This is a genomic window from Streptomyces sp. NPDC037421 (assembly GCF_055602105.1).
Genome location: NZ_JBVJWV010000015.1, coordinates 11,639 through 38,299 on the forward strand (window position 1 = coordinate 11,639; position 26,661 = coordinate 38,299).

A 26,661-nucleotide genomic window follows, 5' to 3' on the forward strand; every position below is an offset into this window, starting at 1 on the left:
CCGGACGCACCACCGGAGAATCCTGTGTATGGACCTGCCGGTGATGCCGCCCGTGAAGCCGATGCTCGCCAAGTCCGTGAGCAGGATCCCGCCGGGCATGCAGTACGAGGCCAAGTGGGACGGCTTCCGGGCGATCGTGCACCGCGACGGGGACGAGGTGGAGGTCGGCAGCCGTACCGGCAAGAGCCTGACCAGGTACTTCCCCGAGCTGGTGACGGCGCTGAAGGAGAACCTGCCGCCCCGCTGCGTGGTCGACGGGGAGATCGTCATCGTGCACGGCGGACGGCTCGACTTCGACCGTCTCAGTGAGCGGATCCACCCCGCCGCCTCCCGGGTGAAACTGCTCGCCGGGACGACGCCGGCCAGCTTCGTCGCCTTCGACCTGCTCGCGCTCGGCGACGAATCCCTCCTCGACACCCCGCTCGGCGAGCGCCGCAGCGCCCTGGCCCACGCACTTTCCACAGCCCGGCCCCCCGTCCACCTCGCGCCCGCGACCACCGATCCCGAGCTCGCGCGGGAGTGGTTCGAGCGGTTCGAGGGCGCCGGGCTCGACGGGGTCGTCGCGAAACCCCTCGATCTCCCCTACCGGCCCGACGCCCGCCTCATGTTCAAGATCAAGCACGAGCGTACGGCCGATGTCGTCGTCGCCGGTTTCCGTTTCCACAAGAGCGGTCCGATCATCGGATCGCTGCTGCTCGGCCTGTACGACGGCCACGGCGCCCTCCAGCACGTGGGCGTCTGCGCCGCCTTCCCCATGAAGCGCCGGGCCGAGCTCGTCGAGGAGCTCGACCCCCTGCGCATGCCGGACCCCGCCGGCCACCCGTGGGCCGCCTGGGCCGAGGAGTCGGCCCACGAGAGCGCCCGGCTGCCGGGCGCCCAGAGCCGCTGGACGGGCAAGAAGGACCTGTCCTGGGTGCCGCTGCGCCCCGAACGGGTCTGCGAGGTGCGGTACGACCACATGGAGGGCGACCGCTTCCGGCACACCGCGCAGTTCGCCCGCTGGCGCCCCGACCGCACTCCGGAGAGCTGTACGTACGCCCAGCTTGAGGAGGTCGTCGGCTACGACCTGGCCGAGGTGCTGGGCACCGGCGGCTGAGCGGCCACGTCGGCTTGCTCCTGTACCTTCTGAAGACGGTTCCGCTCCGCACGGAGCGGCCCGAGAGGCTTGGGGGGGGGGACAGAGATGACAGACGAAGACAGCCACTTCTACACGGTGTCCATCAAGGTCGAGCGTGAGACCTACTGGAGCGAGTACGGGACGGCGGGGTCCGTCACCCCGCAGTGGGGCATGACCACGCTCGGCGTGTACCACCAGGTCGTGCAGGACCTCCTGAGGGCGCGGGGGCTTCCCGAGGACACGAACTACCTGCCGGTGTCCTTCAAGCTCCTGCCCAACGACCCGGGCAGGATCTGACCCGGACCGCTCACCCGGTGCCGCCCCGGGCCGCGCCGGGCACCGCCGGGCACCGCCGGGCGGCCGGGCCCGTGCCCGGCGGCGGCGGTGAGCTCCTCCCACTCCGCCCGGTCCGGCCCCACCGCGTTCGGCGTCCAGCCCGGCCGGGCCGCGAGCCAGCGCGCCACCCGCGCCCGGACCTCGGGGTCCGCGTAGGCGCGCTCGGGCGGCTCGGCCAGGTGCCGCACCCTGGCCCGGGCCCGCATCACCTCCGGGTCCTCCAGCGCGCACTCGAACAGCGCGGCCGCCTCCCGCGCCCGGCCCATCCCGCCGGGCCCGCCGGCGCCCACGGAGCCGGCCCCCGCAGCGAGCCGCTCCCCCACCGCCGCGTCGGCCCCGACCTGGAGGTCGAACCACGGCTTCAGCGTGCGCAGCGTCCAGCCGTGGTATCCGGCGGCGAAGCCGTAGGACCCCGGGTCCTGGCGGGCCGTCCGGGCCACCCGGTCGGCCGCCCACAGCGCGAGCGAAGTCCCCTGCCCCAGGGTCGGGTTGGTGTGGGTGAGCGCGTCGCCGACCGGCACCATCCCGGTCGCCACCGGGCCCTGCCCGTCGGCCAGGGGGCTCCACCGGTTGTCCAGGCCCGCGGTCGCCAGCACCTCCGACAGCGGCTCTGCGCCCAGCCCCAGCCAGGCCGCGCCGGGCGGGAAGGCCCGCGCGGCGGCCTCGAACACGGCCGGGTCGCGCAGGGCGGCGCGGGTGGGGTCCCCGGTGTGCGCGAACACGGTGACGGCGAAGACCCGGTTGTCGGACGGGAAGACCGCGCAGCCCGCGAAGGCGCCGCCGGTCACCGTCCACGGCCGCCGCGGCCCCTCCTCCGTCCCGTCGGGCAGCCGGTACCAGCGGCAGAAGTACGCCAGGCCCGTGCGGTGCCGCTCGGCGGGGGCCGGACGGCAGCCGGCGGCGGCCGCCAGGCCGGCGGAGCCGCCGCGCCGGCCGGCCGCGTCCACCACGAGGTCGCCCGCGTACGCGCCGCCCGGGGTGGTCACCCCGGTGACCCTGACCCACGGCTCCGCCCCGGCCCCCTCGGCCCTCGTCAGACCGGCGACGGGCTCCCCGTACCGCACCACCACGCCCGGCTCCGCGCGCGCGGCGGTGGCCAGCGCGCTCTCCAGCACGATCCGGCGGGCCTGGATCATGACCAGGTCCTCGTCCCCCGGGCGGGCGGGCGGCCGTACCTCGAACCAGTCCAGCTCGTGCCGCTCGCGGGCGCCGAGGCGGATCATCTCGGCGTGCACGTCGGGCAGTTCGGCGCGCAGCAGGCCGCGGGCGGCGCCGAGCAGGACGTGCGGCTGGACCGCCTGCGGTACGGCCGGGCGGCGCCAGCCGAAGAAGTCGCGGTCGAGGGCGGTGCCGGGGGCGCGGGTGTCGCGTTCGAAGACCTCGGCGGTGTGCCCCCGGCGGGCCGCGAGGAGGGCCGTCGCGAGCCCCGCGATCCCTCCGCCGATGACCAGCAGATGTGCCATGGCTTTCCCCCGAACCGGCGTCCCGTACGACGATCTGACCGCCCAGAGCCTGCGCGTGCGGGCCCCGGCCGAAACTCGTACATCCGTCCGAGGGGCCCGCCCGGCATGCCACCGGCGAAAATGACCGCATGGCCAGCGAACACGAGAACGCACCCGCCGCCGGAGCCCGTCCCGAAGGCTCCCCGCCCGCCCGCGCCGTCCCCGGCGTCCACGCGACCATCGGCGTCGGGCTGATCGTCCTCGGCCCCGACGGCCGGGTACTGCTCGGACAGGCCCACGACGGGAACTGGGAGCTGCCCGGCGGCAAGGTGGACCCCGGGGAGGGCTTCGAGCAGACCGCCGCCCGCGAGCTGGCCGAGGAGACCTCCCTGCGGACCGAGCCCGGGGGCGTCGAGCTGCTGGCCGTCCAGCTCCACGCGCACCCCGAGCCGCCGACCCGCCTGACGGTGGCCGCCCTGACCCGTTCGGCGGAGGGCAGCCCGGCCGTCACCGAGCCGCACAAGATCGCCCGCTGGCAGTGGTTCGCGCCGGAGGAGATCCCCGGCACCCTCTACCCGCCCTCGGCGGCCGTCCTGCGCGTCTGGCGCCCCGACCTCACGGCCCTGCCGCCCGTCCCCTCGCACGACTACCCCATCGGGAACAAGGCCTCTTAGTTCGGCGGCCGGAAGGCTTGCCGGGTGACGCCCCGAGGCCGCCTCGCGGGTTCCAGCCCGGTGCCGCGACTGACGAAGAGTCGTGTCCTGCCGGCCCAAGGCACGGCCGGCCGCCCCCGCCGCGTCCTACTCCTCCGGCTCCCAGGCGCGGAGCAGGTCGAGCAGTCCTGCGTCTCCGTCAACGCGCAAGGATTCGGCCGGGATACGGTCGTACAAGTAGACGACCAGCTCACTGGCCGTGCCATGGACGGAGGCGCCGGCTGCGTCCGAGTCCTCGCCGGTCGCGGCAGTGGGCGCGGGGATGCGGGTGGAGCGTGCGCCGTCGCCGTCGACCGTGAGGCGCCAGGAGCGGCCCTCGGCGGCGTGGAAGTCGAAGGCCGTGGGCTTGTGCGGCCAGGCGCTGGTCGACGCGACGCAGGTGAACAGGAACTCCTCGACACCGTCGAGTGCGACCCCGGCCGGCAGCGGCTGCGGGGCGCCCGCGGCGAGCTGGGCGTCGTAGGTGTGCACCGCGCTCTCCTGGACCCGGTGCCGGGCGACTCCGCCGGAGGTCCGCGGCGTCTGCAGGGCACTCCACCACGCCCAGCAGCCGGTGTCCGGCCCTGCCTCGCGCAGGGCGCTCAGCAGAAGCTGCGTCGACGCGGCCAGCCAGGCCAGCAGGGCCTCACGCTCCCGCGGCACTTCCAGAGCGGCGCGCGCGGCGGCGGCCCCGGCCGGGGGAGCGTCGGCAGGCCCCGCGCCGACTATGGCGGCCCAGTAACGGTCCCCCCCACCCAGGTGCTTCACCAGATCGAACAGCGTCCACTCGGGGCAGGTCGGCACCTGTGCGTCGAGGCTGGGCGCGGCGGCGACCGCGGCGCGGAAGGCGGTCGACCGTTCATCGATCAGTCGCAGCAGGTCAGGGAACTCAAGATTCTTTTCCACGCCGGATGTCTATCACCGTGCTCCGGTGATCGGACAGCGATTTTCACAGCCGCCGCCGGTCGGCCGACGGCGGCTGAGCGTGTCCGGGGACTCCTAAACGGTGCGCCGGGGCGCGAAGTTGCCCTCGCCCAGGTCCTCGGCCAGCAGCCGTTTGGCGATCGCGTCCGCAGCCGCCCGCAGCTCCTCGCTGCGCGGCCGGCCTCGGTCCTGCTCCAGCCGGTCGCCCAGCCAGTCCGCCCAGGCCCGCGAGATGACCGCGGCTTCGCGCTCGCCCGCCCGCGTGTGGGCGAAGAAGCCGTTCTGCCGCGTCAGGAAGCCCTCCTCCACCATCCGGTCGAAGACCGGCAGCAGCACCTCCGGCGGCAGCGACAGCCGCGACGCGATCAGCCCCAGGCCGGCGTGCCCCACGGTCCGGGTCATCAGGTCCACCTGCATCACCGCCCACGCCCCCGCCATGTCGAGGCGCGTGTCGGAGGCTTCGACGATGGCCCGCGCCGTGTCGGGCCCCATGTTCCGCACGAGCTTGCCCACCGCCAGCTCCAGCAGCTTGGCCGAGTCGCCCGAGGCCGTGGCCGGGGAGGCGAAGCCGTCGCCGATGTCGGTCGAGCCCGCCCGGGCGCTGTCGCGCAGCCGGACCTGCTTGAGGAAGAGTGCGACGACGAAGCCGACGGCCGCCACCGGCACCGTCCACAGGAACACGGTGTGCAGGGCGTCGGCGTACGCGTCGATGACCGGCCCCGCCTCGGCCGGGTCGAGCCCGTGCACCCCCTGCGGACTCTGCGCGGCGGCGCCGATGCGTGCCGGGTCGGCACCGGTGGCCCGGGCGGCCTCGGCGACCCCGGCCTTCAGCTCGGGCTCCAGGCGATTGGCGTAGATCGTCCCGAAGACGGCGGTCCCGAAGGAGCTGCCGAGCGTACGGAAGAAGGTGACTCCGGAGGTCGCCGTGCCGAGGTCGGCGTAGTCCACGGTGTTCTGCACGGCGATGGTCAGCACCTGCATGCACAGGCCGATGCCGGCGCCGAGGACGAACATGTACACGGACTCCAGCCAGGCGCCGGTGCCGGGACCCATCAGCGACAGCAGGTAGAGGCCGGCGCCCATCACCGCGCAGCCGGCGATCGGGTAGATCCGGTACCGGCCGGTCTTGGAGGTGGCGTTGCCGCTGAAGACGGACGCGATGAGCAGGCCGATGACCAGTGGCAGGGTCCGTACGCCGGACAGGGTGGCCGAGTCACCGTCCACGTACTGGAGGTAGGTCGGCAGGAAGGTCATCGCGCCGAGCATGGCGAAGCCGACGACGAAGCTGAGGACGGAGCACACCGTGAAGACGGGGTTGCGGAAGAGCCGCATGGGCAGCATCGGTTCGGCCGCCCGGGTCTCCGCCAGGCAGAACAGGGCGAGGGCCAGCGCGCCGCCCGCGAAGAGGCCGGTGATCGTCGGCGAGCTCCAGGCGTACTCGTTGCCGCCCCAGCTGGTCGCCAGGATCAGGGCGCTCGACCCGGCGGCGACGAGGGCGATGCCCAGGTAGTCGATGGCGGGCCGGCCGACGGCACGTACGGAGGGGATGGTGCGGGCGGCGGCCACGACGACGAGGACGGCGATGGGGACGTTGACGTAGAAGGCCCAGCGCCAGCTGAGGTGGTCGGTGAACAGGCCGCCCAGCAGCGGTCCGATGACGGTGGCGACGCCGAAGACGGCGCCGATCGCGCCCTGGTACTTGCCGCGTTCGCGCAGCGGGACCACGTCGGCGATCAGCGCCATGGAGGTGACCATCAGGCCTCCGGCGCCGATGCCCTGGAGCCCCCGCCACAGGATGAGCAGGGTCATGTTGCCGGCGAGGCCGCACAGGAAGGAGCCGGTGATGAAGATGACGGCGGAGATCTGAAAGATGACCTTCCGGCCGAAGAGGTCGCCGAACTTGCCGACCAGAACCGTCGCGACGGTTTCCGCGAGCAGGTACGCGGTCACCACCCAGGCCATGTGGGCCGCGCCGCCGAGGTCCGCGACGATGGTGGGCAGGGCGGTGCCCACGATCGTCTGGTCGAGCGCGGCCAGCAGCACGCCCAGCATGATCGTGCCGAAGACGACGTTGCGCCGCCGCCGGTCCAGCACGGGCGGCGGCGCGGCGACGGCGGGGGCAGTGGTCACATCTCGCACTCTCACAGCGACCCCACCGCACCGCATGCCGCAAGCCGCCGTCCGGGTGAAACCCCGGACCCGGCGCCGGCGGGGGACGTCAGCGCAGGTAGGCCAGGCCCGGGTGCTCCGCCGCGTACCCGTCCAGCAGCCGCCGGGCCACCACCACCGAGTCCACCAGCGGGTGCAGGGCGAAGGCCTTCACGGCGTCCGCCCGCGAGCCGCTCGCGGCGGCGGCCAGCACCGCCCGCTCCGCCGCCTTCACCGAGGTGACCAGCCCCACCGCGTGCAGCGGCAGCGGCGCCACCGACACCGGGTGGGCGCCGTTCGCGTCGACCAGGCACGGCACCTCGATGACCGCCTCCGGGTCCAGTACGGACAGCGTCGGGCCGTTGCGGACGTTGAGGATCAGCGTGGCCCGCTCGTCGCGGGCGATGGCCCGCATCAGGGCGAGGGCGACCTTCTCGTAGCCGCCGGACTCCAGGTCGCTCTCCTCGCGCTCCCCTACGCCCGCCACCTCGCGGTTCTCCGACATGTACGTGGCCTCGCGCTCGGCCCGGGTCCGGTCCCAGGCGGCCAGCGCCGCCCCGGCGGGCTGCCCCGGCCGGCCGGCCTCGGCGTAGAAGCCGCGCTGCTGGTCGCGCAGGAAGGCGCCGCGGGTCTGCTTGGCCTCCTGGTAGGCCCGTACCGTGTCGCGGTTGAAGTAGTAGTAGTGCAGGTACTCGTTGGGGACCGCGCCGAGCGAGCGCAGCCAGTCGGCGCCGAAGAGCCGTCCCTCCTCGAAGGACTCCAGGGCCTCGGGGTCGGCCAGCAGCCGGGGCAGCTCGTCGCGCCCGCCGATGTGCAGGCCGCGCACCCAGCCCAGGTGGTTGAGGCCGACGTAGTCGATCCAGGCCTCGCCGGGCCGCGCGCCGAGCAGCCGGGCGATCCGGCGGCCGAGCCCGACGGGCGAGTCGCAGATGCCGATGACCCGGTCGCCCAGCTCCTCGGCCATGGCCTCGGTGACCACCCCGGCGGGGTTGGTGAAGTTGATGACCCAGGCGTTGGGGGCGGTACGGGCGATCCTGCGCGCGATCTCCCGGGCCACCGGCACCGTCCGCAGGCCGTACGCGATCCCGCCCGCACCCACCGTCTCCTGGCCCAGCACCCCTTCGGCCAGCGCGATCCGCTCGTCCGCGGCGCGCCCCTCCAGGCCGCCGACGCGGATGGCGGAGAAGACGAAGTCGGCCCCGCGCAGGGCCTCGTCCAGGTCCCCGGTGGCGGTGACGGCCGGGGCGTCCGCCGCCCCGGAGGCCGCGGCCTGGTCCGCGAGGACCCGGGCCATGGCCGTGAGCCGGGCAGGATCCTCGTCGTAGAGCGTCACATGGGACACCCGGCCCTCGGCGCGGTCCCCCAGCAGTGCCCCGTAGACGAGCGGGACGCGGAATCCGCCCCCGCCGAGGATGGTCAACCGCATGCCCATTTCCGCCCTTCCGCCGTCGTGGCCGCGGCCACGGCCCGGGGCTGCCCCGGGCACGGGCGAAGCCACGACTCCGGCGACGCCCGTCGGAATGCCACGATCCGTGGCATCCGCGCGATGTCGCGGATCGTGGCATCCGCACGGAACGAACCAGGCGGTCGGTACGGCTCGGCGCCGCCGGCCCCGCCCTGGCACGGGCCGTGGCACGCGCTTCAGGGGACCAGTCTCCCCCGCGGCGTCACTCCCCCAGCGGCGGCACGGCCCGCAGACGCGCGCCCTGCTGCTGCGGGAAGCCCGCTCCGCCGCGCACCGGACCGGCCGGCAGGCCCTGCGGGGCCGAGAGCACGAGGGTGATCCGGGTGAGGCCCATGCCCTCCAGCATTCGGCTGGATTCCGCCACCATCCGGCACCGCACCAGACCCCATCCCGGGTCGGGATGGCGCACCGTCCGCACCGCGCCGTCCTGTTCGGCGGCGGCCTCCCCGTGGGTGGTCAGCCAGTGCGGGACCCCGTAGCGGTAGGCGGCCTCCATGAACGGGTCCCGGGCCACCTCCTGACGGATGCTCCGCAGCCCCTCGTCCTCCGGGGCCTCGGCCAGGGCGGTCGCGAACTGGGCCAGCAGCGGTACGCACCAGGCCGGTTCGTGGTCCTCCAGCACGGCCGCGGCGTCCGGGTGGAACAGCACGAAGCGCAGGAAGTTGTCGTCCGGCAGGGCCGTCGGATGGGGGCGGACCGACTGGAACAGCCGGTCGAAGGCCGAGTTGGTGAGGGCCACGTCCCAGCGGTGGTCCACCAGGAAGCTCGGGTAGGGCACGGCCTCCATGAGGGCCGCGTAGTCGACCAGGTAGTCGCGCTGGGCCGGATCCTGGGGCAGCCGGTTCTCCTCGGCCGCGCGCCAGGTGGGCGGCGGGTCCCGGTCGACCATGACCCGGAACAGCCAGAAGCACTGCCGCTCGCTCATCTCCAAGGCCTCGGCCAGGGCGAGGAGTTTGCGGTCCGTCCACTCCTTGACGAGCCCGCGCTCCCAGTTTCCGTACGCGCGCACGCTGATGCGCAACCGCGACGCGACGTCTTCCTGGCTCAGGCTCAGTTCTTCGCGGCGCTGGCGCAAAATCTCCTTGCGCCGCTCCGACCGCACTGCGCCGCGGGGCTCCTCGCCCGCCAGGCGCTCCTCACCGGCTCGGACGAGGCCATCAGACGGGCCCACCGCTGCGAGATGTGGCACCGAGAGCTCCCCCTCCTCAACGGTCTGGATCTTCATTTCCGTGTGGCGATCCTGCTACCGACTTCATTCGAGTGTCAACTATTGTGGCAATTCCAGCCGAGCGACAGCTCATTCCCGCCACAGCTGTGGCAAGTTCTGGCTCTCCCAAAACAAACCGGATAGATTCCTCAAGGCCGACCACGTGCCCACTGACCTCGCGCGATCTAGGAGAACCACTGGTGACAGACGGCTTCCCGGCTCCCGTCGCGGTGGCCAACGCGCCCCTGGCAGCGACCGTCACGCGGGTCGCCGAACTGGCGAACAAAATGGGCCGCGACCCGAACCAGGTCTTCGACCTCCGCCGGCTCTCGGAGGCGTCCGGGGTCCCCACTGATGTGATCAGGACCCTGCTCGACGGCCGGCGGGCCGGCGAACCCGATCTGCAGGCGCGTTTCCTCCAGCGCCTGGACCTGCTCCGGCGGACCCGGGTCAAACCCAACGGCCGCCGCTACACGCAGCAGGAGATCGCAGACGGCGCCGGGATGTCCAGGCAGCAGGCCGGCGCCCTGATCAACGGCGACCGGCGGCCCACGATGGAGCACTGCGACGCCATCCAGCGGTTCTTCGGCGTGCACGCGGGCTTCCTCACCGCCCATGACGCCGACGCCCTCACGGACGCCCTCCAGCGCACCGAGCAGCAGCTGCTCCAGGACTTCGCGGGGCGCGAGCGGCAGACCGTACCGGCGGAGGCGGCTTCGGCGGGCGATCCGCTGGCAAGACTCCTGCAGAACCACGGCGTACGGGGCATCGCCTGGCGCGCCGCCCAACTGCCCAGCGACAAGCACCGGGACAAGGTGACCGAATGGCTGGACATGCTTCTCGAAAGCGTCAAACCGAACGAATCATGACCCAGTCGAAAGTCTGGATCTGATCCTTGAGTCCTGATCCGGATCCGCGCCGACGGGGAGAACGGTGAGCATAGGCAGAGCGCAGCGGCGGTTGTGCGCGGAGCTGGTGTCCGGCATCAAGCTGGCCGCCCCCGTGGAACCGCTGGACCTCTACGCCGCCCTCTGCGAGGGCATGAGCAGGCACCGCGGCCGCCCGGTGGAATTCCGGATGGCCGCGTTCCCGCAGGGGACGGCGAGCGGCCTCTGGCTCGACATGGCGGACCGGGACCTGGTGGTCGTCGAGGAGCGCACGGCGCCCGACCACCAGCTCGTGATCCTGGGCCACGAGCTGTGGCACATGAAGGCCGGCCACTGCAGCCACCACGTCGACGGGGCCGCCGTCGCCGCCCGCCTGCTGACCGACGCCGCCGACCTCGGCGAGACCGTCCGCAGCGTCGCCGCCCGGACCCGGGCCGACGTCCAGGAGGAGACGGAGGCGGAGAGCTTCGGGCTCCTGCTGGGCAGCCGCTGCCGCACCTGGCTGGCCGGTTCGGCGGGCCACCGGCCACCGGCCCAGCGGGACGAGCTGGCCGGCCGGATCGAGACCTCGCTCGGCTACCGGGGGCGCAGGAACGACCGTTGAGCGGACCGGACTACTACATCCCCGCGGCCGCGATGGCAGTGGCCCTCGTGTGCAAGCTGCCGGCGCTGCGCGCCAACGGCCGCGATCCGCTGCTGCGGTCCGTCTTCGTCCTGCTCCTCCTCGGCGGCGCGGTGTTCACCTTCGCCGCCCCGCCCACCATCGCCGCCGTCAACCGCTGGACCGGCGTCCCCAACGTCTCCGCCCCGCTCGTCTACTGCCTGATGACCGCCTTCAGCGCCTCCTGCCTCGTCCTCGTCTTCAACTGGCGCGGCGGCCCGGTGAAGGAGATCCGGCGCACCTCGCAGCGCTGGATCGCGGGCTACTCCGTGGTCGTCGTGGCCATCGTCGTCCTGTTCGCCCTCGGTGACGCCCCGGTCGAGCGGCTGCGGGACTTCGACACCTACTACGCGAACACGCCCTACATCCGGCTGATGATCACGGCCTACCTGCTGGCCCACAACGCCGCCGTGCTGATGATGGTGTCGATGTGCTGGCGCTGGTCCCTGCGGGTCGGCGGCTGGCTCCGGGCCGGACTGGTGATCATCGTCGCCGGGTACACCATCAGCCTCGCCTACGACGCGGCCAAGATGTCCGCCGTCGCCGCCCGCTGGCTGGGCCACGACCTGGACTACCTGAGCACCTACCTCGCCCCGCCGCTGGCCGCCTTCGCCGCCCTCGTCAGCTCCGTGGGCTTCGTGCTGCCGCTGGTGTGCCAGCGCGTGTCGGACAGCTGGCGAACCTGGAGCACCTACCGCCGCCTCGGGGCACTGTGGCACGAGGTGCAGAGCACCGCGCCCCGGGGCACGCCCTGCGTGCGGATGTCCTGGTGGTCCCCGGCCGCGATCCGGGTGATCCAGCGGGAGTCCGACATCCACGACGGCTTCCTGCGCCTCGGCCCCGCCTTCGACCGGCGCCACCGCGACACCGCCTACGAGCGGGCCCGGGCGGACGGGGCGGACGAGGAGACGGCCCGGGCCGTCGCGGACGCGGCGATGGTGGTGGCCGCCGTACGGGCCAGCGCCGCCGACCCGGAGGGGTCCGGGAGCGGCGACGAGGAGCGGGTGCCGCTGCTGGCCGACGGGCCGCGCGACCTCGTGCGGATCTCGCACGCCCTGCGGCACTCGCCGCTCGTGGCCGCCGTGCGGCGGCAGGCGGCCCCGGCGGGAGGCTGAGCCCGCCGGGACCGCCCCGTCGCGGGCGCCGGCGCGGGCACTCAGCGGGAGGCCGTCACCGACACGGCCGGGAACAGGTCCTGGAAGGGGCCGGCGGAGTCGGTCCCGTCCCGCCCGTAGGGGGCGTCGAAGCTCCACACCATGAACAGCAGGAACACGATCAGCGCGCTGAACAGCCCGGCCAGCAGCAGCTCGCGCCCCGAACGCCGGATCTGCAACGTGAAGATCAGCCCGATGGTGACGACGCCGCCGACCACCAGCCCGAACCAGACCACGCTCGGCAGGGTGGACTCGTCGCTCTGCGTGCGCGAGTGCCGGGCGTCGTCGGCGGCGGCGATGTGGTCGAGCAGCGGCTGGTAGGCCTGGGCCTGGAGTTCATTGGCGGGGCTCTGGTGGGTGACGTCGGTGCGCAGCTTGCCGAGCAGCTGCGCGCCCTCGGCGGAGGCGTCCTGGCCGGAGACCAGCCGCGGCCAGTCCACGCTGACGGTGTGGGCGACGTACGCGTCCACCTCGCCGCGGATCCGGTCGCGGACGGGCCCGGGGTAGACGTCGGCCCGCTGGGTGACCTCGTACAGCGACTGGGCCTCGCGGCGCACGCTGTCCTCGGCCGCGCCGCGCGCCTCCCAGACGCCCGCGATGGCCAGGCCCAGGACGATCGCGTAGACCACGCCGACCATCATCGTCATGTACTCGATGACGTCGGGGGTTTCGCTGGTGTCCTCGTCGTCCGCGACCCGGCGGTGCCGGACCACGGTCATGGCGAGGACGAGGGCGCAGACGAGCGCCATGGCGATGGCCAGGACCAGCCATTCGGACACGAGGGATCTCCCGTTCGTGGATGCGCGGACGCATGGGGTGTGTGTATGCGGGGCGGGTGTGCGGGGCGGGTGCTCGGCCCCCCGGGGCCGGGGGCGTCAGCTCCGGCTCTTGGAGCGGGGACGCAGCGCGGCGGCGGCCAGCACGGCCGGGGTGGTCACGACCACCATCAGCATCATGGTGCTCAGTCCGTCCGGGCCGCGCCGCTCCAGGGCCGCGGAGTGGTACGGGCGTACGTGGAACCTGCTCACCCGCTCGACGGCGGCCCTGGCCCCGGGCGGGGCGGGGGCATCGGCCGGAGCCGGCTCCGGCTCCCCGGCCGCAGCCGGCGGAGCCTGCGGCGGCTGCGCCGGCCCGCCCGGCGCAGCCGCCCCGGGTACGGGCCGCTCCGCCAGCCCCGGCGCGTGGCCGGGGTGGCGCACCGTGGGCCGGACGGCGCCGGGCACCGTCACCCGTACGGGCGGTGCCGCCGACGGGGTCCCGGGCCGCGCCACGGGCGGGGGCGGCATGGCGGGCGGCCGCACCGCGGGCGGCCCGGGCGGCCCGCCGGGCACGCACACGTCGACCCGCGCCCCGCGGCCGTGGCCGTCGCCCGCGACCGCCACATGGCCGTGCAGCGGGCAGAGCGCGGCCACCAGCCCCGCCCCGGCGAAGTACTGCCAAGCCGTCACCGCGGTCCTCCCGATCCGGCAGCCGAAAATGAGGGTTACGCCCGAAGAAACGATCAAGGACCGCCTTCGGACACGCGCCGGACAGGTCAAGATCCTTGTGCGACGGCTCACTTCGAACCGCGTGCGGCACCCCGGCCCCGGCCTCCGGGCCGTCCGCGGCCGGGGACGCCCGCCCCCGCCCGTGTCGCCCTGGCCAAGGTCGGCTACGACAAGTACCTCCGCTTCGTCTGGCCGCTGCTGGCGATCCTGTCCGTGCTGATCTGCGGCTTCGTGGCGGTGGGCGCGGCGATGTGACGGCCGGTGAGCACGGGGGGCTCGCCTAGGCTTTCTGCATGTCCGCGTCCACGGCCCCCTCCCCCGCCCCGCCCGTCGCCGTCTGGCGGGTGATGCGGCGGCCGCTGCGGTTCCTGGGCTCGTGGTGGCCCTGGCGGTGCTGGGGGTACCTGGCGAGCGGGTTCCCGCTCGGGTACGGGGTGCTGCTCGCGCTGGCGCTGCTCGTGGGGCTCGGGGTGCTGCTCGCGGTGGCCGGGATCGGGCTGTTGCTGCTGGTCGCCGCCCTGGCGGGGGCGGTGCCCCTCGGGGAGCTGGAGCGGCGCCGGCTGCGGTGGGTGGAGCCGGAGCCGGTGGCCGACCCGCACACCTCGCTCGCCGGGGCCGGCCCGGCCGCCTGGCTGCGGACGCGGCTGCGCAAGCGCGCCACCTGGCGGGAGTTCGGGTACGCCGTCCTGCTCGGGATGGTCTTCGGGGCGGCCGGCTTCGGGGTGCTGGCACTGGTGGCGTTCTCCCTGATGCTGGTGGCGTCCCCCGTGATCGTGTGGGCCCTCGCCCCGGAGCCGGTGATGCTGGTACCCGGCGAGGCGGTGGCCGGGCCGCTGGAGGCGCTGGGCGGGACGGCCGCGGGGCTGGCCGGGCTCGCTCTGACGGCGTACGCGGGCGCGCTGATCGCCGGGGCCCAGGTCAAGTGCGCCCGGCTGCTGCTCGGGCCGCGCGCGGAGGACGACCGGGTGCTGGAGCTCACCCGCTCGCGCGTCCGGCTGGTCGAGGCCTTCGAAGCCGAACGGCGGCGCATCGAACGGGACCTGCACGACGGGGCCCAGCAGCAGCTGGTGGCCCTCAGCATGACCCTGGGCCTCGCCGAGCTGCGGCTGCGCGAGCACCCGCAGGCGGCGGACGCGGCGGCGCTGGTGAGCCGGGGCCGCGAGGAGGCCAGGCTGGCGCTCGCCCAACTGCGGGACCTCGTACGGGGGATCCACCCCCAGGTGCTCACCGACCACGGCCTCGCGGCGGCGGTGGCCGAGGTGGCGCTGCGCCATCCCGTCCCGGTCACGGTGGACCTGGAGCTGCCCCGGCTGCCCGAACCGGTCGAGGTCACCGCGTACTTCACCGTCGCCGAGGCGCTCGCCAACGCGGCCAAGCACAGCGGCGCCTCACGGGTCGGCGTCGCCGGTAGGGTCGAGGGCGACCGGCTCACCCTCACCATCACCGACGACGGCCGCGGCGGGGCCGATCCCGGCGCGGGGGCGGGCCTGGCGGGTCTCGCGGACAGGGTGGCGATGTTGCAGGGCAGGCTGACGGTGTCCAGTCCGGTGGGCGGTCCGACCGAACTGAGGGTGGAGGTCCCGTGCTCCGGGTGATCCTGGCCGAGGACTCCGTGCTGCTGCGGGCCGGGCTGACGGAACTGCTGACCCTGGGCGGCCACCGGGTGCTCGCCTCCGTCGGCGACGCCCCCGCGCTGCTGCGGGCCGTGGCCGCCGAGCGGCCCGACGTGGTCGTCACGGACGTGCGGATGCCGCCCGGGCTGCGCGACGAGGGGCTGCGGGCCGCGCTGGAACTGCGTTCCGCGGACCCGTCCCTGCCGGTCCTGGTGCTGTCGCAGTACGTGGCCACGGCGTACGCGACCCAGCTGTTCACCGGCGGTTCGGCCGCCGGGCTGGGCTACCTGCTCAAGGACCGGGTCGGGGAGGTGACCGAGTTCCTCGACGCGCTGCGCCGGGTGCACGAGGGGCAGACGGTCATCGACCCGGAGGTGGTCCGCGTCCTGCTCGCGCCGCGGCCGGCGAACGAGCCGCTGGCCCGCCTGACCCCGCGCGAGCGGGAGGTGCTCGCGCTGATGGCGGAGGGACTCAACAACCAGGCCCTGGCGGCCCGCCTGTTCATCACCGAGGCCTCCGTCGTCAAGCACGCGAGCAGCATCTTCACGAAGCTGGACCTGGACCCGACGGAGGGCAACCGGCGCGTCCTGGCCGTCCTGGCCCACCTGCGGGGAGCGCAACCGTCCTGAGGACACACCTCGGGCGTACGGGCGTACGGGCGTACGCGAGGATGGTCCCATGGACGAGATCATCCTGATGTCGGACCCGAGGGTCGCCGCCGTGCCCGTCGTGGAGTGCGGCGAGCCGCTCGTGGACGTCCGGGACGCGGGCACCCTCCTGGTGCACCTGCGCAAGGAGGACCCGGCCCACGCCTTCGCGCACCTGCGCGAAGGCGTGCTGGAGCGGCTGCTCAGGGCTCAGCGGGAGCTCCCCCGGGGCGTGCGGCTGCTGTTCATCGAGGGGTTCCGGCCGCCCGCGCTCCAGCAGCGGTACTTCGCCGAGTACGCGGACCTGCTGCGCGGCGAGCACCCCGGATGGTCCGAAGGGCAGGTCCGCTCCGCCGCGAGCCGGTACGTGTCACCGCCGGAGATCGCCCCGCACAGCGCCGGCGCCGCCGTGGACGTCACCCTGGCCGACCACGGCTGGAACGAGCTGGACCTGGGCACCCGGGTCAACGCCAGTCCGGAGGAGAGCGAGGGCGCCTGCTACACCGGCGCCGGGAACATCAGCGACACGGCGCGGGCCAACCGGGAGGTGCTGAGCGGTGCGCTGACGGCCGCCGGGCTGGTCAACTACCCGACGGAGTGGTGGCACTGGTCCTTCGGGGACCGCTACTGGGCCCTGTCGACGGGTGCCGCCACCGCCCGCTACGGCCCTACGGCCCTCCCGGCGGCCGCCGGCTGAGCGGGCCGGCCCGCTCCCGAGCCCGTCACCACGCGGGAGGCGGACGGGCCGGCCGGGGCCGCCGAGCGGGCCCAGGCCGCCAGCAGCAGCGGCAGCGCCAGGTAGCCGAAGCGGCCCGCCGGGGCCAGCAGGAACGCCAGGGTCAGCCCGAGCGCGAGCCGGTCGGCCGCGGCCACCACGGTGCGCGGCGGGCGCACCAGCAGCGAGAACGCCATCCCCAGCCCGCCGAGCGCCAGCAGACCCACCGTCAGGTGCCAGCCCCACGGCCCGAGTTCCGCCAGCAGGTGCCCCGGCAGCGGGCTGCTCGCCGGGGTCGGCACTTCGGCCCGCCCGGTCGGGAAGGCGAACACCTGCCGCCACAGCTCTCCCGGCTGGAGCAGCAGGCCCGGCACCACCAGGGCCGCCGTCCCCAGCAGCGTCACCAGCGCGCACCGCAGCGCCGCCCGCCGGCCCCGGCACGCCGCGAGGAGGGCCAGCACCACCGCCACCGCGGGCAGCGCCGTCCACTTGAGGGCGCACGCCGCGGCCAGGGCCGCCCCGGAGGCCGCCGGGCGGCCGGAGGCGGCCGCCGCGAGGGCCAGGCAGCACAGCCCCGCCAGCGGCAGGTCCACCCCGCTCACCGCGAGCGGGAGCGCCACGACCGGCGAAGCCACCAGCGGCGGGAGCAGCGGGGAGGGGGCGGTGCCCAGGAGGCGGCGCCCCGCCCGCATCCCGCCGAAGAGCGCGGCCGCGCACCAGACGCGGGCGTCGCCCAGCAGCCGCACCGCCCAGGGGTCTCCGTCGCCGGAGCCGCCGCCGAGCAGGGCGCGCGGGATGCCCAGGAGGGCCGTGCCGGGGAGGTAGGGGGTGTACTCCTCGACCCCGGCGGGGCGGTCCACGTAAAGCCTTCCGGTCTCCAGCAGGAGCCGCCCGGACCGTTCGATGACGCCGACCTCGGACTGCCCCTGTCCGGTGAGCACCAGGTAGAGCAGCGGTACGGCCACCGCGCCCACCAGCGCGGCGGCGAGCGCCTCCCGGCGCCGGCCCAGGGCGGTGGCGGCCGCGGCGGCGAGGTATCCGGCGGCCGCGCACCAGCCCCACAGGCGGTGCGGGGCCAGCGAGGAGAACAGCGGGAAGGACAGTGCCCAGGCGGCCGCGAGCAGCCATCCGGCCGTCCACCGGGCGGTACGGGAAGGGGTCATGGACCCATTCCAGCCGTGCGGTCCCGGTCGGGTCTGCACGCCCAGGTGGAGTCATGGTGGTGGGGTTTTGCCTACCACCGGCCGCCCCGCCGCCCCTGGGGCACGCCGCCGCCGGGGTACGCCGAAGGGGCGCGGCCGCACGGGCCGCGCCCCTTCAGGACGGTGACGGGAGCGCTCAGGCCTCCGGGTTGCCGCCGAAGCGCTCGCGGTAGGACTCCAGGTCCTCCTCGGTGATCCGGGCGAAGAGCACCGGCGGCACGGTGAACGGCGTGCCGGCCGGGACCGTGTCCAGCGCCTTGGCCTGCTCCGGGGTGACCCAGGCCGCGGTGTCGCCGGCCAGCTCGAAGGAGGAGCGCATGGCGCGCGCCGAGGCCGGGATGAAGGGCTCGGAGACCACCGAGTAGAGGTGGATGAGGTTCATCGCGGTGCGCAGGGTGAGGGCCGCGGCGTCGAGGTCGGTCTTGACCTCCAGCCACGGGGCCTTCTCGTCCAGGTAGGCGTTGCCGGCCGACCACAGGGCGCGCAGCGCGGCGGCGGCCTTGCGGTACTGGAGGGTCTCCATGTGGCCCTCGTACTCGGCCAGCAGCTCGGCGATCTGCTCGCCGAGCTTCGCCTCCGCCTCGCCCGCCGGGCTGCCCGCGGGGACCTCGTCGCCGAACTTCTTCCGGGAGAAGGTCAGTACGCGGTTGACGAAGTTGCCGAGGGTGCCGCCGAGGTCCTTGTTGACCGTGGCCGCGAAGTGCTCCCACGTGAAGGAGGAGTCGTCGGACTCGGGGGCGTTGGCGATGAGGAAGTAGCGCCAGAAGTCGGCGGGCAGGATCTCGAGCGCCTGGTCGGTGAAGACGCCGCGCTTCTGCGAGGTGGAGAACTTGCCGCCGTAGTACGTCAGCCAGTTGAAGGCCTTGACGTAGTCGACCATCTTCCACGGCTCGCGGGTGCCGAGCTCGGTGGCGGGGAACATCACCGTGTGGAACGGGACGTTGTCCTTGGCCATGAACTGGGTGTAGCGGACGTCCTCGGCCTCGTACCACCACGACTTCCAGTCGCGGTCGGCCGGGGCGGCGTCGGCCCACTCCTTGGTGGAGGCGATGTACTCGATCGGCGCGTCGAACCAGACGTAGAAGACCTTGCCCTCGGCGGCCAGCTCGGGCCAGGTGTCCGCCGGGACCGGGACGCCCCAGTCGAGGTCGCGGGTGATGGCGCGGTCGTGCAGGCCCTCGGTCAGCCACTTGCGGGCGATGGAGGAGGCCAGCTGCGGCCACTCGTCCTCGTGCCGCGCGACCCAGGCCTCGACCTCGTGCTGCAGCTTGGACTGGAGCAGGAAGAGGTGCTTGGTCTCGCGGACCTCCAGCTCGGTGGAGCCGGAGATGGCCGAGCGGGGCTCGATCAGGTCCGTGGGGTCGAGGACGCGGGTGCAGTTCTCGCACTGGTCGCCGCGGGCCTTGTCGTAGCCGCAGTGCGGGCAGGTGCCCTCGACGTAGCGGTCCGGCAGGAAGCGGCCGTCGGCGGGCGAGTACACCTGCCGGATCGCGCGCTCCTCGATGAATCCGTTGGCCTGGAGCTGCCGCGCGAAGTGCTGGGTGATCTCCACGTTCTGCGCGGAGGAGCTGCGGCCGAAGTAGTCGAAGGACAGCTCGAAGCCGTCGTAGACCGCCTTCTGGGCGTCGTGGGCCTGCGCGCAGAACTCGGAGACCGGGAGGCCGTTCTCCTTGGCGGCGAGCTCGGCGGGGGTGCCGTGCTCGTCGGTGGCGCAGATGTACAGGACGTCGTGGCCGCGCTGGCGGAGGTACCGGGAGTACACATCCGCCGGAAGCATCGACCCGACCATGTTGCCCAGGTGCTTGATCCCGTTGATGTAGGGAAGCGCGCTGGTGATCAGGTGTCGAGCCATCCTCGGATGCTCCATTCGTTTCATTTGTACGGATCTACGCGTGACAACGCGCGGTTCATCGTATCGAACCGGCGAAACGCCACGCGTCGGCTTTTTCCCGGGGGTCCGGGGCGGGACGCAACGCAAAAGCGAGGACTGTGACCTCTCCGTCACGGCCCTCGCGATGGGCCCCATGCTACAGCCGCACCGCCGGGGCCCCGACCGGTGTCCGCGCACCGGACCGCCCGCGGGCCGCGCACCCGGAGCGCGTACCGGACCGCCCGCCGGGCCGCCCGCCGGACCCGGGCCGGCCTCGGCATATGCGTTCGGGCTCCCCGGCACCTCGCGTGATCGGCATCGGTCACCATCCGATCACCACCGGACCTAATCCCCTCATGTTGCTCCTCCACCCCCTCGGAGGGCGTAGGCGCTGCTCTCATGGACCCCGCACCAGGGGATGAGGTGGGGAACGGTGAACGATGGCGGACCGGAGGAGTCCGGCGGGGCCGTGGGACTGCCCAGCCGACGGCGGCAGCCGACGCCCATGAGTCAGTGGGATCCGACGGCGCGCCTGTCGTACTGGGCCTTCCACGCGAACCGGCGGCCCGCGTACATGCGCTTCGCGTACCTTCAGCTCGGCTCCGACGCGGCCGCCGAGGACGCGGTGGACGCCACCTTCGACTCGATCATGAACGAGTGGCTGCGCATGCTCCACATGGACCGCCTCGACGCCTACGCCTGGACCGTGCTCAAGCAGCGGATCGTCGACTGGCAGCAGCGCCGCGACCCGCGTCTGCGCCGCCCCGAGCCGATGGACATCAGCGCCTTCGAGGCGGCCCTCAAGGAGGCGCACGCCGACCAGTACGAGGTGCTGACCGACACCATCCGCTTCTACTCGGCGGTCTCCCGCCTCGCCGAGCGGCAGCGGGACACCGTGCTCCTGCGCTACGGGCTCCAGTGCACCCCCGGCGAGGCCGCCGCCGTGATGGGCGTCGACGAGGCCACCGTCCGCTCGCAGCTCGGCCAGGCCCACCGGCGCCTCGCCCGGCTGCTCGACGCCTCCGCCGGATCATGAGGCCCGGCGAGGACCCCGGCACCGGCGGCGGCCGCGAGGAGGCCCCGCGCTCCCTGGCGGAGTTCCTGGCCCGCGCGGGCGTGCGCGACCGCTACCCGCACTACGACCTGGGCGCGGCCGAGGCCCGGCTGCTGCGCGTACCCCGCGCCCCGGGCGCCCCCGCGGCAGCGCCGTCCCGGAGCCGCCGCCGGCCCTTCGGCTGGAGCGACCCCGCCCGGGACCGCCCGCTGGAGTCGGAGCGGGCCCGGCGCGACCTGAAGGCCGCCTGCCTGGCCGTGGTCGGGGACCCGCGCGCCGGCGCCGACCTCGAAGCCTTCCTGGAGAGCCGGCACAGCGACCTGCCGGGGGCGGTCGTCTTCGGCTGCATGCTGTACCTGGCCGGGCTGCGCGAGGGTTCCCGCTTCTGGTGGCAGTTCGCCGCCGGCTCCGGCCGCCCGCGCACCGCGCCGGCCGCCTACTGCCTCTTCCTGGACCACTCCCGGCGCGGCGAGCACCACGACGCCCGCCTCTGGGCGCGGGAGCTGGGCCGCCGGGGATTCAGGCCCGGCGGCCGCCGGGAGCTGCGCGAGGTGCGGCTGTGCGCCCAGGCGGCCGTCCTGCGGTACGTCGACCAGTGCGACGACCCCGATCTGGGCCCGGTACCGGTGCCCAGGCCGGGGCTGCCCGCGGTGCTGGCCGCGTTCCTGCCGCCGCCCCCGCTGCCGCCCGCGCTGCCACGCCCGGGTCCGGGCCCGCTGCGCCACCCCGCGCTGACGTCGGCCGCGCGGGGGACGGTGGTCCAGTCCGACACCGGTGAGGCCCTGGCGCAGGCGCGGCGCGCGCTGGCCGTCGTACGGGTCCTGGAGCGGCACCCGCTCGGGGTGCGGGCGGCCCGGCTCGCACGGCAGTCGGGGCTGGCCGCGGCGGAGCTGCGCCCGCTGCTCGTGATGCTGCGCGAGGAGGAGTACGCGTACTGCCCGGCCGCCGGGGTGTACGCGCCCGGCCCGGCCCTGGACCGGCTCGCGGCCCCGGGCGGCACCGGCCTGGCGGGGCAGCTCCAGCGCACCCTGGCGCTGGCCCGCGACAGCGCGGGCGCCGCCGTGTACCTGAGCCGGTACGCGGAGGGCGAGGTCCGGATCACGCAGATGGCGGACGGGCCGGGGGCTCCGCCGGTGCGGGAGTGGGTGGACTTCCGGGCGGCCGCGCACGCCAGCGCGGTCGGGAAGTGCCTGCTGACGCAGCTCGACCACGACGGCCGGGCCGACCACGTGGCCCGCCACCGACCGACCCGGCTCACCGCCCGGACCATCACCGACAGCCGGGCCCTGTTCAGCGCCCTGGACGCGGTGGCTCCGGGCGCCCCGGTGTTCGACCTGCGCGAGTACTCCCCGGGGGTCGTGTGCTCGGCGGTGCCGATCGCGACGGGCGAGGCCGCCGGGAGCCTGGCCCTGTCCCTGCCGGCCGCGCACGCGCACCGGCTGGGCTCCGCGACGGAGGCCCTGCGCCGCAAGGCGGTCCCGGTGCTGCTGGCGCTGCTGCTGTCCGGGGCCATCCCCCCGGACGTCCCGGCCGGCGCGGCGCCCGCCGCACCGCCCGCCGCCACCCCGGAGACCCTGCGCCAGCTGGGCCGCCTCTTCCGGGCCCCGCTGACGCGCTTCACGGCGTCGGCCGGCGGCCCGCACCTGGTCAGCGACTCCGCGTCGGGGGCGGCGTACCTGTTCGACGCGCCCCCGGAGGGCGGGGGGCCGCGCCTGGCGCTGCCGCAGACCCTGGGGCCGCTCGCCCCGGGCAGCCTCCCGGCCCCGGAGGGCCTGGTGGTCCTCGGCACCCGACCGGGGCCGACGGGCCCCTGAGGGCTATCCGACCGGGACGAAGGAGTCCAGGGCCGCGTCGAAGTTCCCCCTGGCCTGGGTGAGGCGGCCGAGGGGGGCCGAGACCCAGACGTCGTACATCCGGCCGTTCTCGTCCCAGCAGAGGTCGAAGGTGTGCCGGGGCCCCTCGGCGGCGGTGAAGCCGTTCCAGGTGAACTCCCAGAGGGCAGCGGGCAGTCCGTTGTGCGTGGTGGGGACGATCGTGTTGTCGCGGTAGCCCGGGTTGTTGGACGGGCCGTTGGCGTCGGACTGCCGCATCGCGGCGAGCGGCCCGCCCGAAACCGGCTTCACCTTGATGCCGATCCGGATCGCGCCGTCCGCGGAGACGTAGAAGACCCGCTGGTCGTCGGTGGTGCGCTGGAAGCCCTGCGGTACGGCGAGCCCGAAACCCTCCGGGTCGGAGACGAAGCGGTACCCGGCGGGCGCAGCCTTGCCGGGGGCCGGCTGCGCGGGCGGCGCCGGGGCCGGCGCGGTCACCGTGGTCGTGGCCGTGGCCGTGGCCCCCACGGTGGCCGTGGGCGAGGCCGGGGGCGTCGGGGACTGCGGGGCGGACGTGGTCACTCCGGGGGAAGGGGAGGTGGGGTCGCCCGGCCCGGCCGCCCGGCCCTTGTCCCCGGCCCGGTCCGAGAGCAGGGAGGTCACGGCCACCGCGCCGATGACGGCCGCCACGACGAGCGCGGCGACCAGCCCGACGCGCAGGCCGGCCCGGCGGGCCCCCGGCTCCGTCGCGGGGCCGGTCTGCGCCGTGACGCGTTCGGTCGGCGAGTACCCGGGCGGGGCGGCGGGCCCGGCCGGGCGTGCCGGGCCGGGGGTGCGGTCGAGGAGGGGCAGGCTGCCGGTGGTGACGTACGCGGACAGCATCCGCTGGGCGTCCGCCACGCCCAGCCGGCGTTCGGGGTCGCGCTCCAGCAGGCCGCGGATCAGCGGGGTCAGCGGCCCGGCCTGCACCGGCGGGCGGATCTCGTCGTAGACGACGGCGTGCAGCACCCCGCCCAGCGAATCCCGGTGGAAGGGCGACTCGCCGGTCAGGGCGGCGCACAGCAGGGCGCCGAGGGACCACAGGTCGGATTCGGGTCCGGCGGCGGCGCCCTGCATCCGCTCCGGGGAGGTGTACTCGGGCGAGCCGACGAAGGCACCCGTCTCGCTGATGGTGGTGGAACCCGCGAGGCGGGCGATGCCGAAGTCGGTGAGCACGACCCGCCCGGTGCCCGCCTCCATGAGGACGTTGGCGGGCTTGACGTCCCGGTGGAGCACCCCGCGGTCGTGGGCCGCGCTCAGGGCGCCGAGCAGGGCGAGCCCGATGCGGGCGGTCTCGCCGGCGCCCAGCGGCCCGGCGGCGCCGAGGCGGTCGGCGAGCGAGCCGCCCTCGACGAGTTCCATCACGATGTACGGGCGGCCGTCGTCCTCGACCACGTCGTGCACCACGACGACGTGCGGGTGCTTGATCTGAGCGACGGTGCGGGCCTCGCGCAGGGCTCCCGCGGCTTCCTTGCCCTCGCCCACGTGGAGTTCCTTGACGGCGACCGCGCGGCCCAGGAGCTCGTCCGAGGCCTGCCAGACGGTCCCCATGCCGCCGCGGCCCAGCCTCTTCCCCAGGCGGTACCGCCCGGCGATCACGACGTCGTTGCGCGGTTCGTCCTGTGACACGTTCCCCCCTTGACCCGGTCAGGCCCCATGATGCCGCACGGGTGGATCCGGCCACCCCGTTCCGCGGAGAGCTCACCCGGGCTTCGCCCCGGAAGGGACCCGGCTTCGCCCGGAAACGCGAAAGAACCCCACCGAAGTGGGGTTCTTTCTCTGTGTGTCCGAGGGGGGACTTGAACCCCCACGCCCGATAAAGGGCACTAGCACCTCAAGCTAGCGCGTCTGCCATTCCGCCACCCGGACCAGGTGGTCGGCCCCGGTTTCCCGCGGCGACATGGACAACCATAGCAGGGGATCGACGGGCTTCCGACCACGTTTTACGAGCGGCCGCCGGTCCGCCACGCCGCGCTGACCTGCGGGCATTGCCTGGAGCCCGGCGGCGCGGGGGTCCCGCCCCGGCCGCCGGGGACCGGCCGGCCCTAGGGGCAGCGGATGACCTGGCCGGCGTAGGAGAGGTTGCCGCCGAAGCCGAAGAGGAGGACCGGGGCGCCCGAGGGGATCTCGCCGCGATCGACCAGCTTCGAGAGGGCCATGGGGATGCTCGCGGCGGAGGTGTTCCCGGAATCGACGACGTCGCGGGCGACGACGGCGTTGACGGCGCCGATCTTGGCGGCGAGCGGTTCGATGATCCGGAGGTTGGCCTGGTGCAGCACGACGCCGGCGAGCTCCTCGGGGGTCACTCCGGCCTTCTCGCAGACCTTGCGGGCCAGCGGCGGGAGCTGGCTGGTGGTCCAGCGGTAGACGGACTGGCCCTCCTGGGCGAAGACGGGGGGCGTGCCCTCGATCCGCACGGCGTGGCCCATCTCCGGGACCGAGCCCCACAGCACCGGGCCGATGCCGGGCTCCTCGCAGGCCTCGACGACGGCCGCGCCCGCGCCGTCGCCGGTCAGCACGCAGGTGGTGCGGTCGGTCCAGTCGGTGATCTCGGTCATCTTGTCGGCGCCGATGACCAGCGCGCGGGTGGCGGAGCCGGCCCGGATCGCGTGGTCGGCGGTGGCCAGGGCGTGGGTGAAGCCCGAGCAGACGACGTTGATGTCCATCACGGCGGGCGCGCCGCGCATGCCCAGCTTGGCGGCGACGCGCGCGGCCATGTTGGGGGAACGGTCGATGGCGGTGGAGGTGGCCACGAGGACGAGGTCGATGTCGTCGGGGCTCAGGCCGGCGTGCGCGAGCGCCTTGCCGGCGGCCTGGTAGGCGAGCTCGTCGACCGGCTCGTCGGGACCCGCCACGTGGCGGGTGCGGATGCCCACCCGGGAGCGGATCCACTCGTCGTTCGTCTCGACCATGGCCGCGAGGTCCTCGTTGGTGAGCACTTTCGCGGGCTGGTAGTGCCCTAGCGCCACCACGCGTGAACCGGTCATGGGCGGGGTCCCCCTCTGTACGGCAGGCAGTCAGGTCGACCCAGCTTTCCCTGCTACTGGTGGGTACGTGTGCGCGTGACCCAACAGGATTCTGCCACTGGAATTTGGAGCGTTCCGAGCAACTTCCTGCCGGAACCGTCCGCAGCGGCGGATCCGGGAGAATGTCCTCGTCAGGTGTACGCGAGGACGGAACAGGTGGGCTGATCGCGATGGGACGGGTCACCGAACGGCGCCGTGTCGTACGCATCCGGGGCGGGGCGGCCGGTGTCCGGCCGGACACCCTGGTCGCGGAGGAGCCGCTGGAGATACGGCTCAACGGCAAGCCGCTGGCCATCACGATGCGCACCCCGGGGGACGATTTCGCGCTGGCGGCGGGCTTCCTGGTCAGCGAGGGCGTCATAGCGCGCACCTCGGACGTCCAGGCCGTGACGTACTGCGAGGGCGCCACGGAGGACGGCTCCAACACCTACAACGTGGTCAACGTGCAGCTGGCCCCCTCGGTTCCCGTCCCGGACATCACGCTGGAGCGGAACGTCTACACCACCTCCTCCTGCGGGCTGTGCGGCAAGGCCAGCCTGGACGCGGTCCGTACGGCGACCCGTTTCCCGGGGCTCGCAGCCGATCCGGTACGCGTCCCCGCGGAGCTCCTCTGCGAGCTGCCGGACCGGCTGCGCGCGGCGCAGAAGGTCTTCGACCGCACGGGCGGGCTGCACGCGGCCGCGCTGTTCTCGGCGGAGGGCGAGCTGCTCGACGTACGGGAGGACGTGGGGCGGCACAACGCCGTGGACAAGATCGTCGGGCGGGCGCTCCAGGCGGGACGGCTGCCGCTGGCCGGGTCGGTGCTGCTGGTGTCGGGGCGGGCGTCCTTCGAGCTGGCGCAGAAGGCGGTCATGGCCGGCATCCCGGTGCTGGCGGCGGTCTCGGCGCCGTCCTCACTGGCGGTGGACCTGGCCCTGGAGTCGGGGCTGACCCTGGTCGGCTTCCTGCGCGGCCCCGACATGAACGTGTACGCGGGCGAGGAGCGGATCCTCCTGCCCGGGGGCGCCGGCTAGGTCCTGTCCGGGCGATCTTCGTGGATCAGGCCGCGGGGTCTGGTGCGGTGCATCGCAAGGCGGAGGAGCGCAGCTCGTACTCGGCCGTACTCGCGCGCTCCGACAACGCGGCGAGGTGCCGTGCCGGACGTCGCGGGCCCGCGAAGATCGC

The 26,661-nt window shown here is 74.3% G+C and carries 22 protein-coding genes, 1 tRNA gene and 1 pseudogene; 12 read left to right on the forward strand and 12 right to left on the reverse strand.

Features of this window, described 5'->3' with window-relative positions; genetic code table 11:
- Window positions 1-28 precede the first annotated feature (28 nt).
- Both ACZ7IF_RS21855 and ACZ7IF_RS21860 read left to right on the forward strand, forming a co-directional pair.
- Complete coding sequence (locus tag ACZ7IF_RS21855; RefSeq protein WP_470973654.1) at window positions 29-1,096, forward strand: ATP-dependent DNA ligase; 1,068 nt, start codon at window positions 29-31, stop codon at window positions 1,094-1,096.
- Window positions 1,097-1,183: 87 nt separating this feature from the next.
- Window positions 1,184-1,414, forward strand: coding sequence for a hypothetical protein (locus ACZ7IF_RS21860; RefSeq protein ID WP_470973655.1), 231 nt, complete (start codon window positions 1,184-1,186; stop codon window positions 1,412-1,414).
- Here ACZ7IF_RS21860 and ACZ7IF_RS21865 read toward each other — a convergent pair.
- On the reverse strand, window positions 1,363-2,916 hold the full coding sequence (locus tag ACZ7IF_RS21865) for an NAD(P)/FAD-dependent oxidoreductase (RefSeq protein WP_470973658.1): 1,554 nt from the start codon (window positions 2,914-2,916) through the stop codon (window positions 1,363-1,365). The two genes, ACZ7IF_RS21860 and ACZ7IF_RS21865, sit on opposite strands and share 52 nt — an antisense overlap.
- Before the next feature lie 128 nt (window positions 2,917-3,044).
- Between ACZ7IF_RS21865 and ACZ7IF_RS21870 the strand changes: the two genes are divergently transcribed.
- Window positions 3,045-3,569, forward strand: a complete 525-nt coding sequence (locus ACZ7IF_RS21870) for a nucleotide triphosphate diphosphatase NUDT15 (RefSeq protein WP_470973659.1) — start codon at window positions 3,045-3,047, stop codon at window positions 3,567-3,569.
- Window positions 3,570-3,695: 126 nt separating this feature from the next.
- Here ACZ7IF_RS21870 and ACZ7IF_RS21875 read toward each other — a convergent pair whose 3' ends face one another.
- From ACZ7IF_RS21875 to ACZ7IF_RS21890, 4 genes are all read right to left on the reverse strand, one after another.
- Window positions 3,696-4,493, reverse strand: coding sequence for a maleylpyruvate isomerase family mycothiol-dependent enzyme (locus ACZ7IF_RS21875; protein ID WP_470973662.1), 798 nt, complete (start codon window positions 4,491-4,493; stop codon window positions 3,696-3,698).
- A 93-nt stretch (window positions 4,494-4,586) separates the two neighbouring features.
- A complete protein-coding gene (locus ACZ7IF_RS21880; RefSeq protein WP_470973664.1) occupies window positions 4,587-6,677 on the reverse strand; it encodes an MDR family MFS transporter in 2,091 nt (696 codons plus the stop codon).
- Between the two features lie 52 nt (window positions 6,678-6,729).
- A complete protein-coding gene (locus ACZ7IF_RS21885) occupies window positions 6,730-8,085 on the reverse strand; it encodes a 6-phospho-beta-glucosidase (RefSeq protein ID WP_470973667.1) in 1,356 nt (451 codons plus the stop codon).
- A gap of 241 nt (window positions 8,086-8,326) precedes the next feature.
- Window positions 8,327-9,313 carry an MmyB family transcriptional regulator gene (locus ACZ7IF_RS21890; protein ID WP_470973668.1) on the reverse strand — a complete coding sequence of 329 codons (987 nt, stop codon included), beginning with the start codon at window positions 9,311-9,313 and terminating at the stop codon, window positions 8,327-8,329.
- A 218-nt stretch (window positions 9,314-9,531) separates the two neighbouring features.
- Between ACZ7IF_RS21890 and ACZ7IF_RS21895 the strand changes: the two genes are divergently transcribed.
- The 3 genes from ACZ7IF_RS21895 to ACZ7IF_RS21905 all read left to right on the forward strand — a co-directional run bounded on the left by ACZ7IF_RS21895 (window position 9,532) and on the right by ACZ7IF_RS21905 (window position 11,994).
- Window positions 9,532-10,200: a helix-turn-helix domain-containing protein gene (locus ACZ7IF_RS21895; protein ID WP_125818527.1), complete on the forward strand. Its 669-nt coding sequence runs from the start codon at window positions 9,532-9,534 to the stop codon at window positions 10,198-10,200.
- Window positions 10,201-10,264: 64 nt separating this feature from the next.
- Window positions 10,265-10,822 carry a toxin-antitoxin system, toxin component gene (locus ACZ7IF_RS21900; protein ID WP_470973671.1) on the forward strand — a complete coding sequence of 186 codons (558 nt, stop codon included), beginning with the start codon at window positions 10,265-10,267 and terminating at the stop codon, window positions 10,820-10,822.
- On the forward strand, window positions 10,819-11,994 hold the full coding sequence (locus tag ACZ7IF_RS21905) for an MAB_1171c family putative transporter (protein WP_470973672.1): 1,176 nt from the start codon (window positions 10,819-10,821) through the stop codon (window positions 11,992-11,994). Before ACZ7IF_RS21900 ends, ACZ7IF_RS21905 begins: the two co-directional genes overlap by 4 nt.
- A 41-nt stretch (window positions 11,995-12,035) precedes the next feature.
- Here ACZ7IF_RS21905 and ACZ7IF_RS21910 read toward each other — a convergent pair whose 3' ends face one another.
- Window positions 12,036-12,812 (reverse strand): bestrophin-like domain, encoded by a 777-nt coding sequence (locus ACZ7IF_RS21910; RefSeq protein ID WP_470973675.1) that lies wholly within the window; start codon window positions 12,810-12,812, stop codon window positions 12,036-12,038.
- 96 nt (window positions 12,813-12,908) lie between these two features.
- Window positions 12,909-13,481 (reverse strand): hypothetical protein, encoded by a 573-nt coding sequence (locus ACZ7IF_RS21915; protein WP_470973991.1) that lies wholly within the window; start codon window positions 13,479-13,481, stop codon window positions 12,909-12,911.
- Window positions 13,482-13,813: 332 nt separating this feature from the next.
- On the opposite strand from ACZ7IF_RS21915, the gene ACZ7IF_RS21920 reads away from it, so the two are divergent.
- Genes ACZ7IF_RS21920 through ACZ7IF_RS21930 form a run of 3 tightly spaced genes read left to right on the forward strand, consistent with a single transcriptional unit; the run spans window position 13,814 to window position 16,477 of the window.
- Complete coding sequence (locus ACZ7IF_RS21920; RefSeq protein ID WP_470973677.1) at window positions 13,814-15,115, forward strand: sensor histidine kinase; 1,302 nt, start codon at window positions 13,814-13,816, stop codon at window positions 15,113-15,115.
- Window positions 15,103-15,762: a response regulator transcription factor gene (locus ACZ7IF_RS21925; RefSeq protein ID WP_470973680.1), complete on the forward strand. Its 660-nt coding sequence runs from the start codon at window positions 15,103-15,105 to the stop codon at window positions 15,760-15,762. The genes ACZ7IF_RS21920 and ACZ7IF_RS21925 overlap by 13 nt, the downstream gene beginning before the upstream one ends.
- Window positions 15,763-15,811: 49 nt before the next feature.
- Window positions 15,812-16,477, forward strand: a complete 666-nt coding sequence (locus ACZ7IF_RS21930) for a M15 family metallopeptidase (protein ID WP_470973682.1) — start codon at window positions 15,812-15,814, stop codon at window positions 16,475-16,477.
- On the opposite strand, the gene ACZ7IF_RS21935 is transcribed toward ACZ7IF_RS21930, so the two are convergent.
- Both ACZ7IF_RS21935 and metG read right to left on the reverse strand, forming a co-directional pair.
- Window positions 16,441-17,658 carry a glycosyltransferase 87 family protein gene (locus tag ACZ7IF_RS21935; RefSeq protein ID WP_470973685.1) on the reverse strand — a complete coding sequence of 406 codons (1,218 nt, stop codon included), beginning with the start codon at window positions 17,656-17,658 and terminating at the stop codon, window positions 16,441-16,443. The two genes, ACZ7IF_RS21930 and ACZ7IF_RS21935, sit on opposite strands and share 37 nt — an antisense overlap.
- A gap of 175 nt (window positions 17,659-17,833) precedes the next feature.
- On the reverse strand, window positions 17,834-19,549 hold the full coding sequence (gene metG / locus ACZ7IF_RS21940) for a methionine--tRNA ligase (protein WP_470973687.1): 1,716 nt from the start codon (window positions 19,547-19,549) through the stop codon (window positions 17,834-17,836).
- Between the two features lie 523 nt (window positions 19,550-20,072).
- Between metG and ACZ7IF_RS21945 the strand changes: the two genes are divergently transcribed.
- Together ACZ7IF_RS21945 and ACZ7IF_RS21950 are read left to right on the forward strand one after the other, a co-directional pair.
- Window positions 20,073-20,603: a sigma-70 family RNA polymerase sigma factor gene (locus ACZ7IF_RS21945; protein ID WP_470973689.1), complete on the forward strand. Its 531-nt coding sequence runs from the start codon at window positions 20,073-20,075 to the stop codon at window positions 20,601-20,603.
- 773 nt (window positions 20,604-21,376) lie between these two features.
- Window positions 21,377-22,123: pseudogene (locus tag ACZ7IF_RS21950) on the forward strand (IclR family transcriptional regulator domain-containing protein); the annotation flags it as partial.
- Window positions 22,124-22,438: 315 nt separating this feature from the next.
- Here the strand turns inward: ACZ7IF_RS21950 and ACZ7IF_RS21955 are convergent.
- The 3 genes from ACZ7IF_RS21955 to ACZ7IF_RS21965 all read right to left on the reverse strand — a co-directional run bounded on the left by ACZ7IF_RS21955 (window position 22,439) and on the right by ACZ7IF_RS21965 (window position 25,458).
- Complete coding sequence (locus ACZ7IF_RS21955) at window positions 22,439-24,022, reverse strand: serine/threonine-protein kinase (RefSeq protein WP_470973962.1); 1,584 nt, start codon at window positions 24,020-24,022, stop codon at window positions 22,439-22,441.
- Window positions 24,023-24,255: 233 nt separating this feature from the next.
- Window positions 24,256-24,340: transfer RNA gene (locus tag ACZ7IF_RS21960), tRNA-Leu, on the reverse strand.
- A 176-nt stretch (window positions 24,341-24,516) separates the two neighbouring features.
- On the reverse strand, window positions 24,517-25,458 hold the full coding sequence (locus ACZ7IF_RS21965) for a beta-ketoacyl-ACP synthase III (RefSeq protein WP_470973691.1): 942 nt from the start codon (window positions 25,456-25,458) through the stop codon (window positions 24,517-24,519).
- Between the two features lie 209 nt (window positions 25,459-25,667).
- Between ACZ7IF_RS21965 and fdhD the strand changes: the two genes are divergently transcribed.
- Entirely contained in the window at window positions 25,668-26,510 is an 843-nt protein-coding gene (gene fdhD, locus ACZ7IF_RS21970; protein WP_470973965.1) for a formate dehydrogenase accessory sulfurtransferase FdhD, read from the forward strand.
- The last annotated feature ends 151 nt before the right edge of the window (window positions 26,511-26,661 follow it).

Excerpts from the sequence above, each read along its gene's own strand:
- ACZ7IF_RS21855 (WP_470973654.1), top strand. The coding sequence starts at position 29 with ATGGACCTGCCGGTGATGCCGCCCGTGAAGCCGATGCTCGCCAAGTCC.
- ACZ7IF_RS21860 (WP_470973655.1), top strand. The coding sequence starts at position 1,184 with ATGACAGACGAAGACAGCCACTTCTACACGGTGTCCATCAAGGTCGAG.
- metG (WP_470973687.1), bottom strand. The coding sequence starts at position 19,549 with ATGGCTCGACACCTGATCACCAGCGCGCTTCCCTACATCAACGGGATC.
- ACZ7IF_RS21945 (WP_470973689.1), top strand. The coding sequence starts at position 20,073 with ATGAGTCAGTGGGATCCGACGGCGCGCCTGTCGTACTGGGCCTTCCAC.
- ACZ7IF_RS21865 (WP_470973658.1), bottom strand. The coding sequence starts at position 2,916 with ATGGCACATCTGCTGGTCATCGGCGGAGGGATCGCGGGGCTCGCGACG.
- ACZ7IF_RS21930 (WP_470973682.1), top strand. The coding sequence starts at position 15,812 with ATGGACGAGATCATCCTGATGTCGGACCCGAGGGTCGCCGCCGTGCCC.
- ACZ7IF_RS21880 (WP_470973664.1), bottom strand. The coding sequence starts at position 6,677 with ATGCGGTGCGGTGGGGTCGCTGTGAGAGTGCGAGATGTGACCACTGCC.
- ACZ7IF_RS21885 (WP_470973667.1), bottom strand. The coding sequence starts at position 8,085 with ATGCGGTTGACCATCCTCGGCGGGGGCGGATTCCGCGTCCCGCTCGTC.
- ACZ7IF_RS21965 (WP_470973691.1), bottom strand. The coding sequence starts at position 25,458 with ATGACCGGTTCACGCGTGGTGGCGCTAGGGCACTACCAGCCCGCGAAA.
- ACZ7IF_RS21870 (WP_470973659.1), top strand. The coding sequence starts at position 3,045 with ATGGCCAGCGAACACGAGAACGCACCCGCCGCCGGAGCCCGTCCCGAA.
- fdhD (WP_470973965.1), top strand. The coding sequence starts at position 25,668 with ATGGGACGGGTCACCGAACGGCGCCGTGTCGTACGCATCCGGGGCGGG.
- ACZ7IF_RS21955 (WP_470973962.1), bottom strand. The coding sequence starts at position 24,022 with ATGGGGACCGTCTGGCAGGCCTCGGACGAGCTCCTGGGCCGCGCGGTC.
- ACZ7IF_RS21920 (WP_470973677.1), top strand. The coding sequence starts at position 13,814 with ATGTCCGCGTCCACGGCCCCCTCCCCCGCCCCGCCCGTCGCCGTCTGG.
- ACZ7IF_RS21935 (WP_470973685.1), bottom strand. The coding sequence starts at position 17,658 with ATGACCCCTTCCCGTACCGCCCGGTGGACGGCCGGATGGCTGCTCGCG.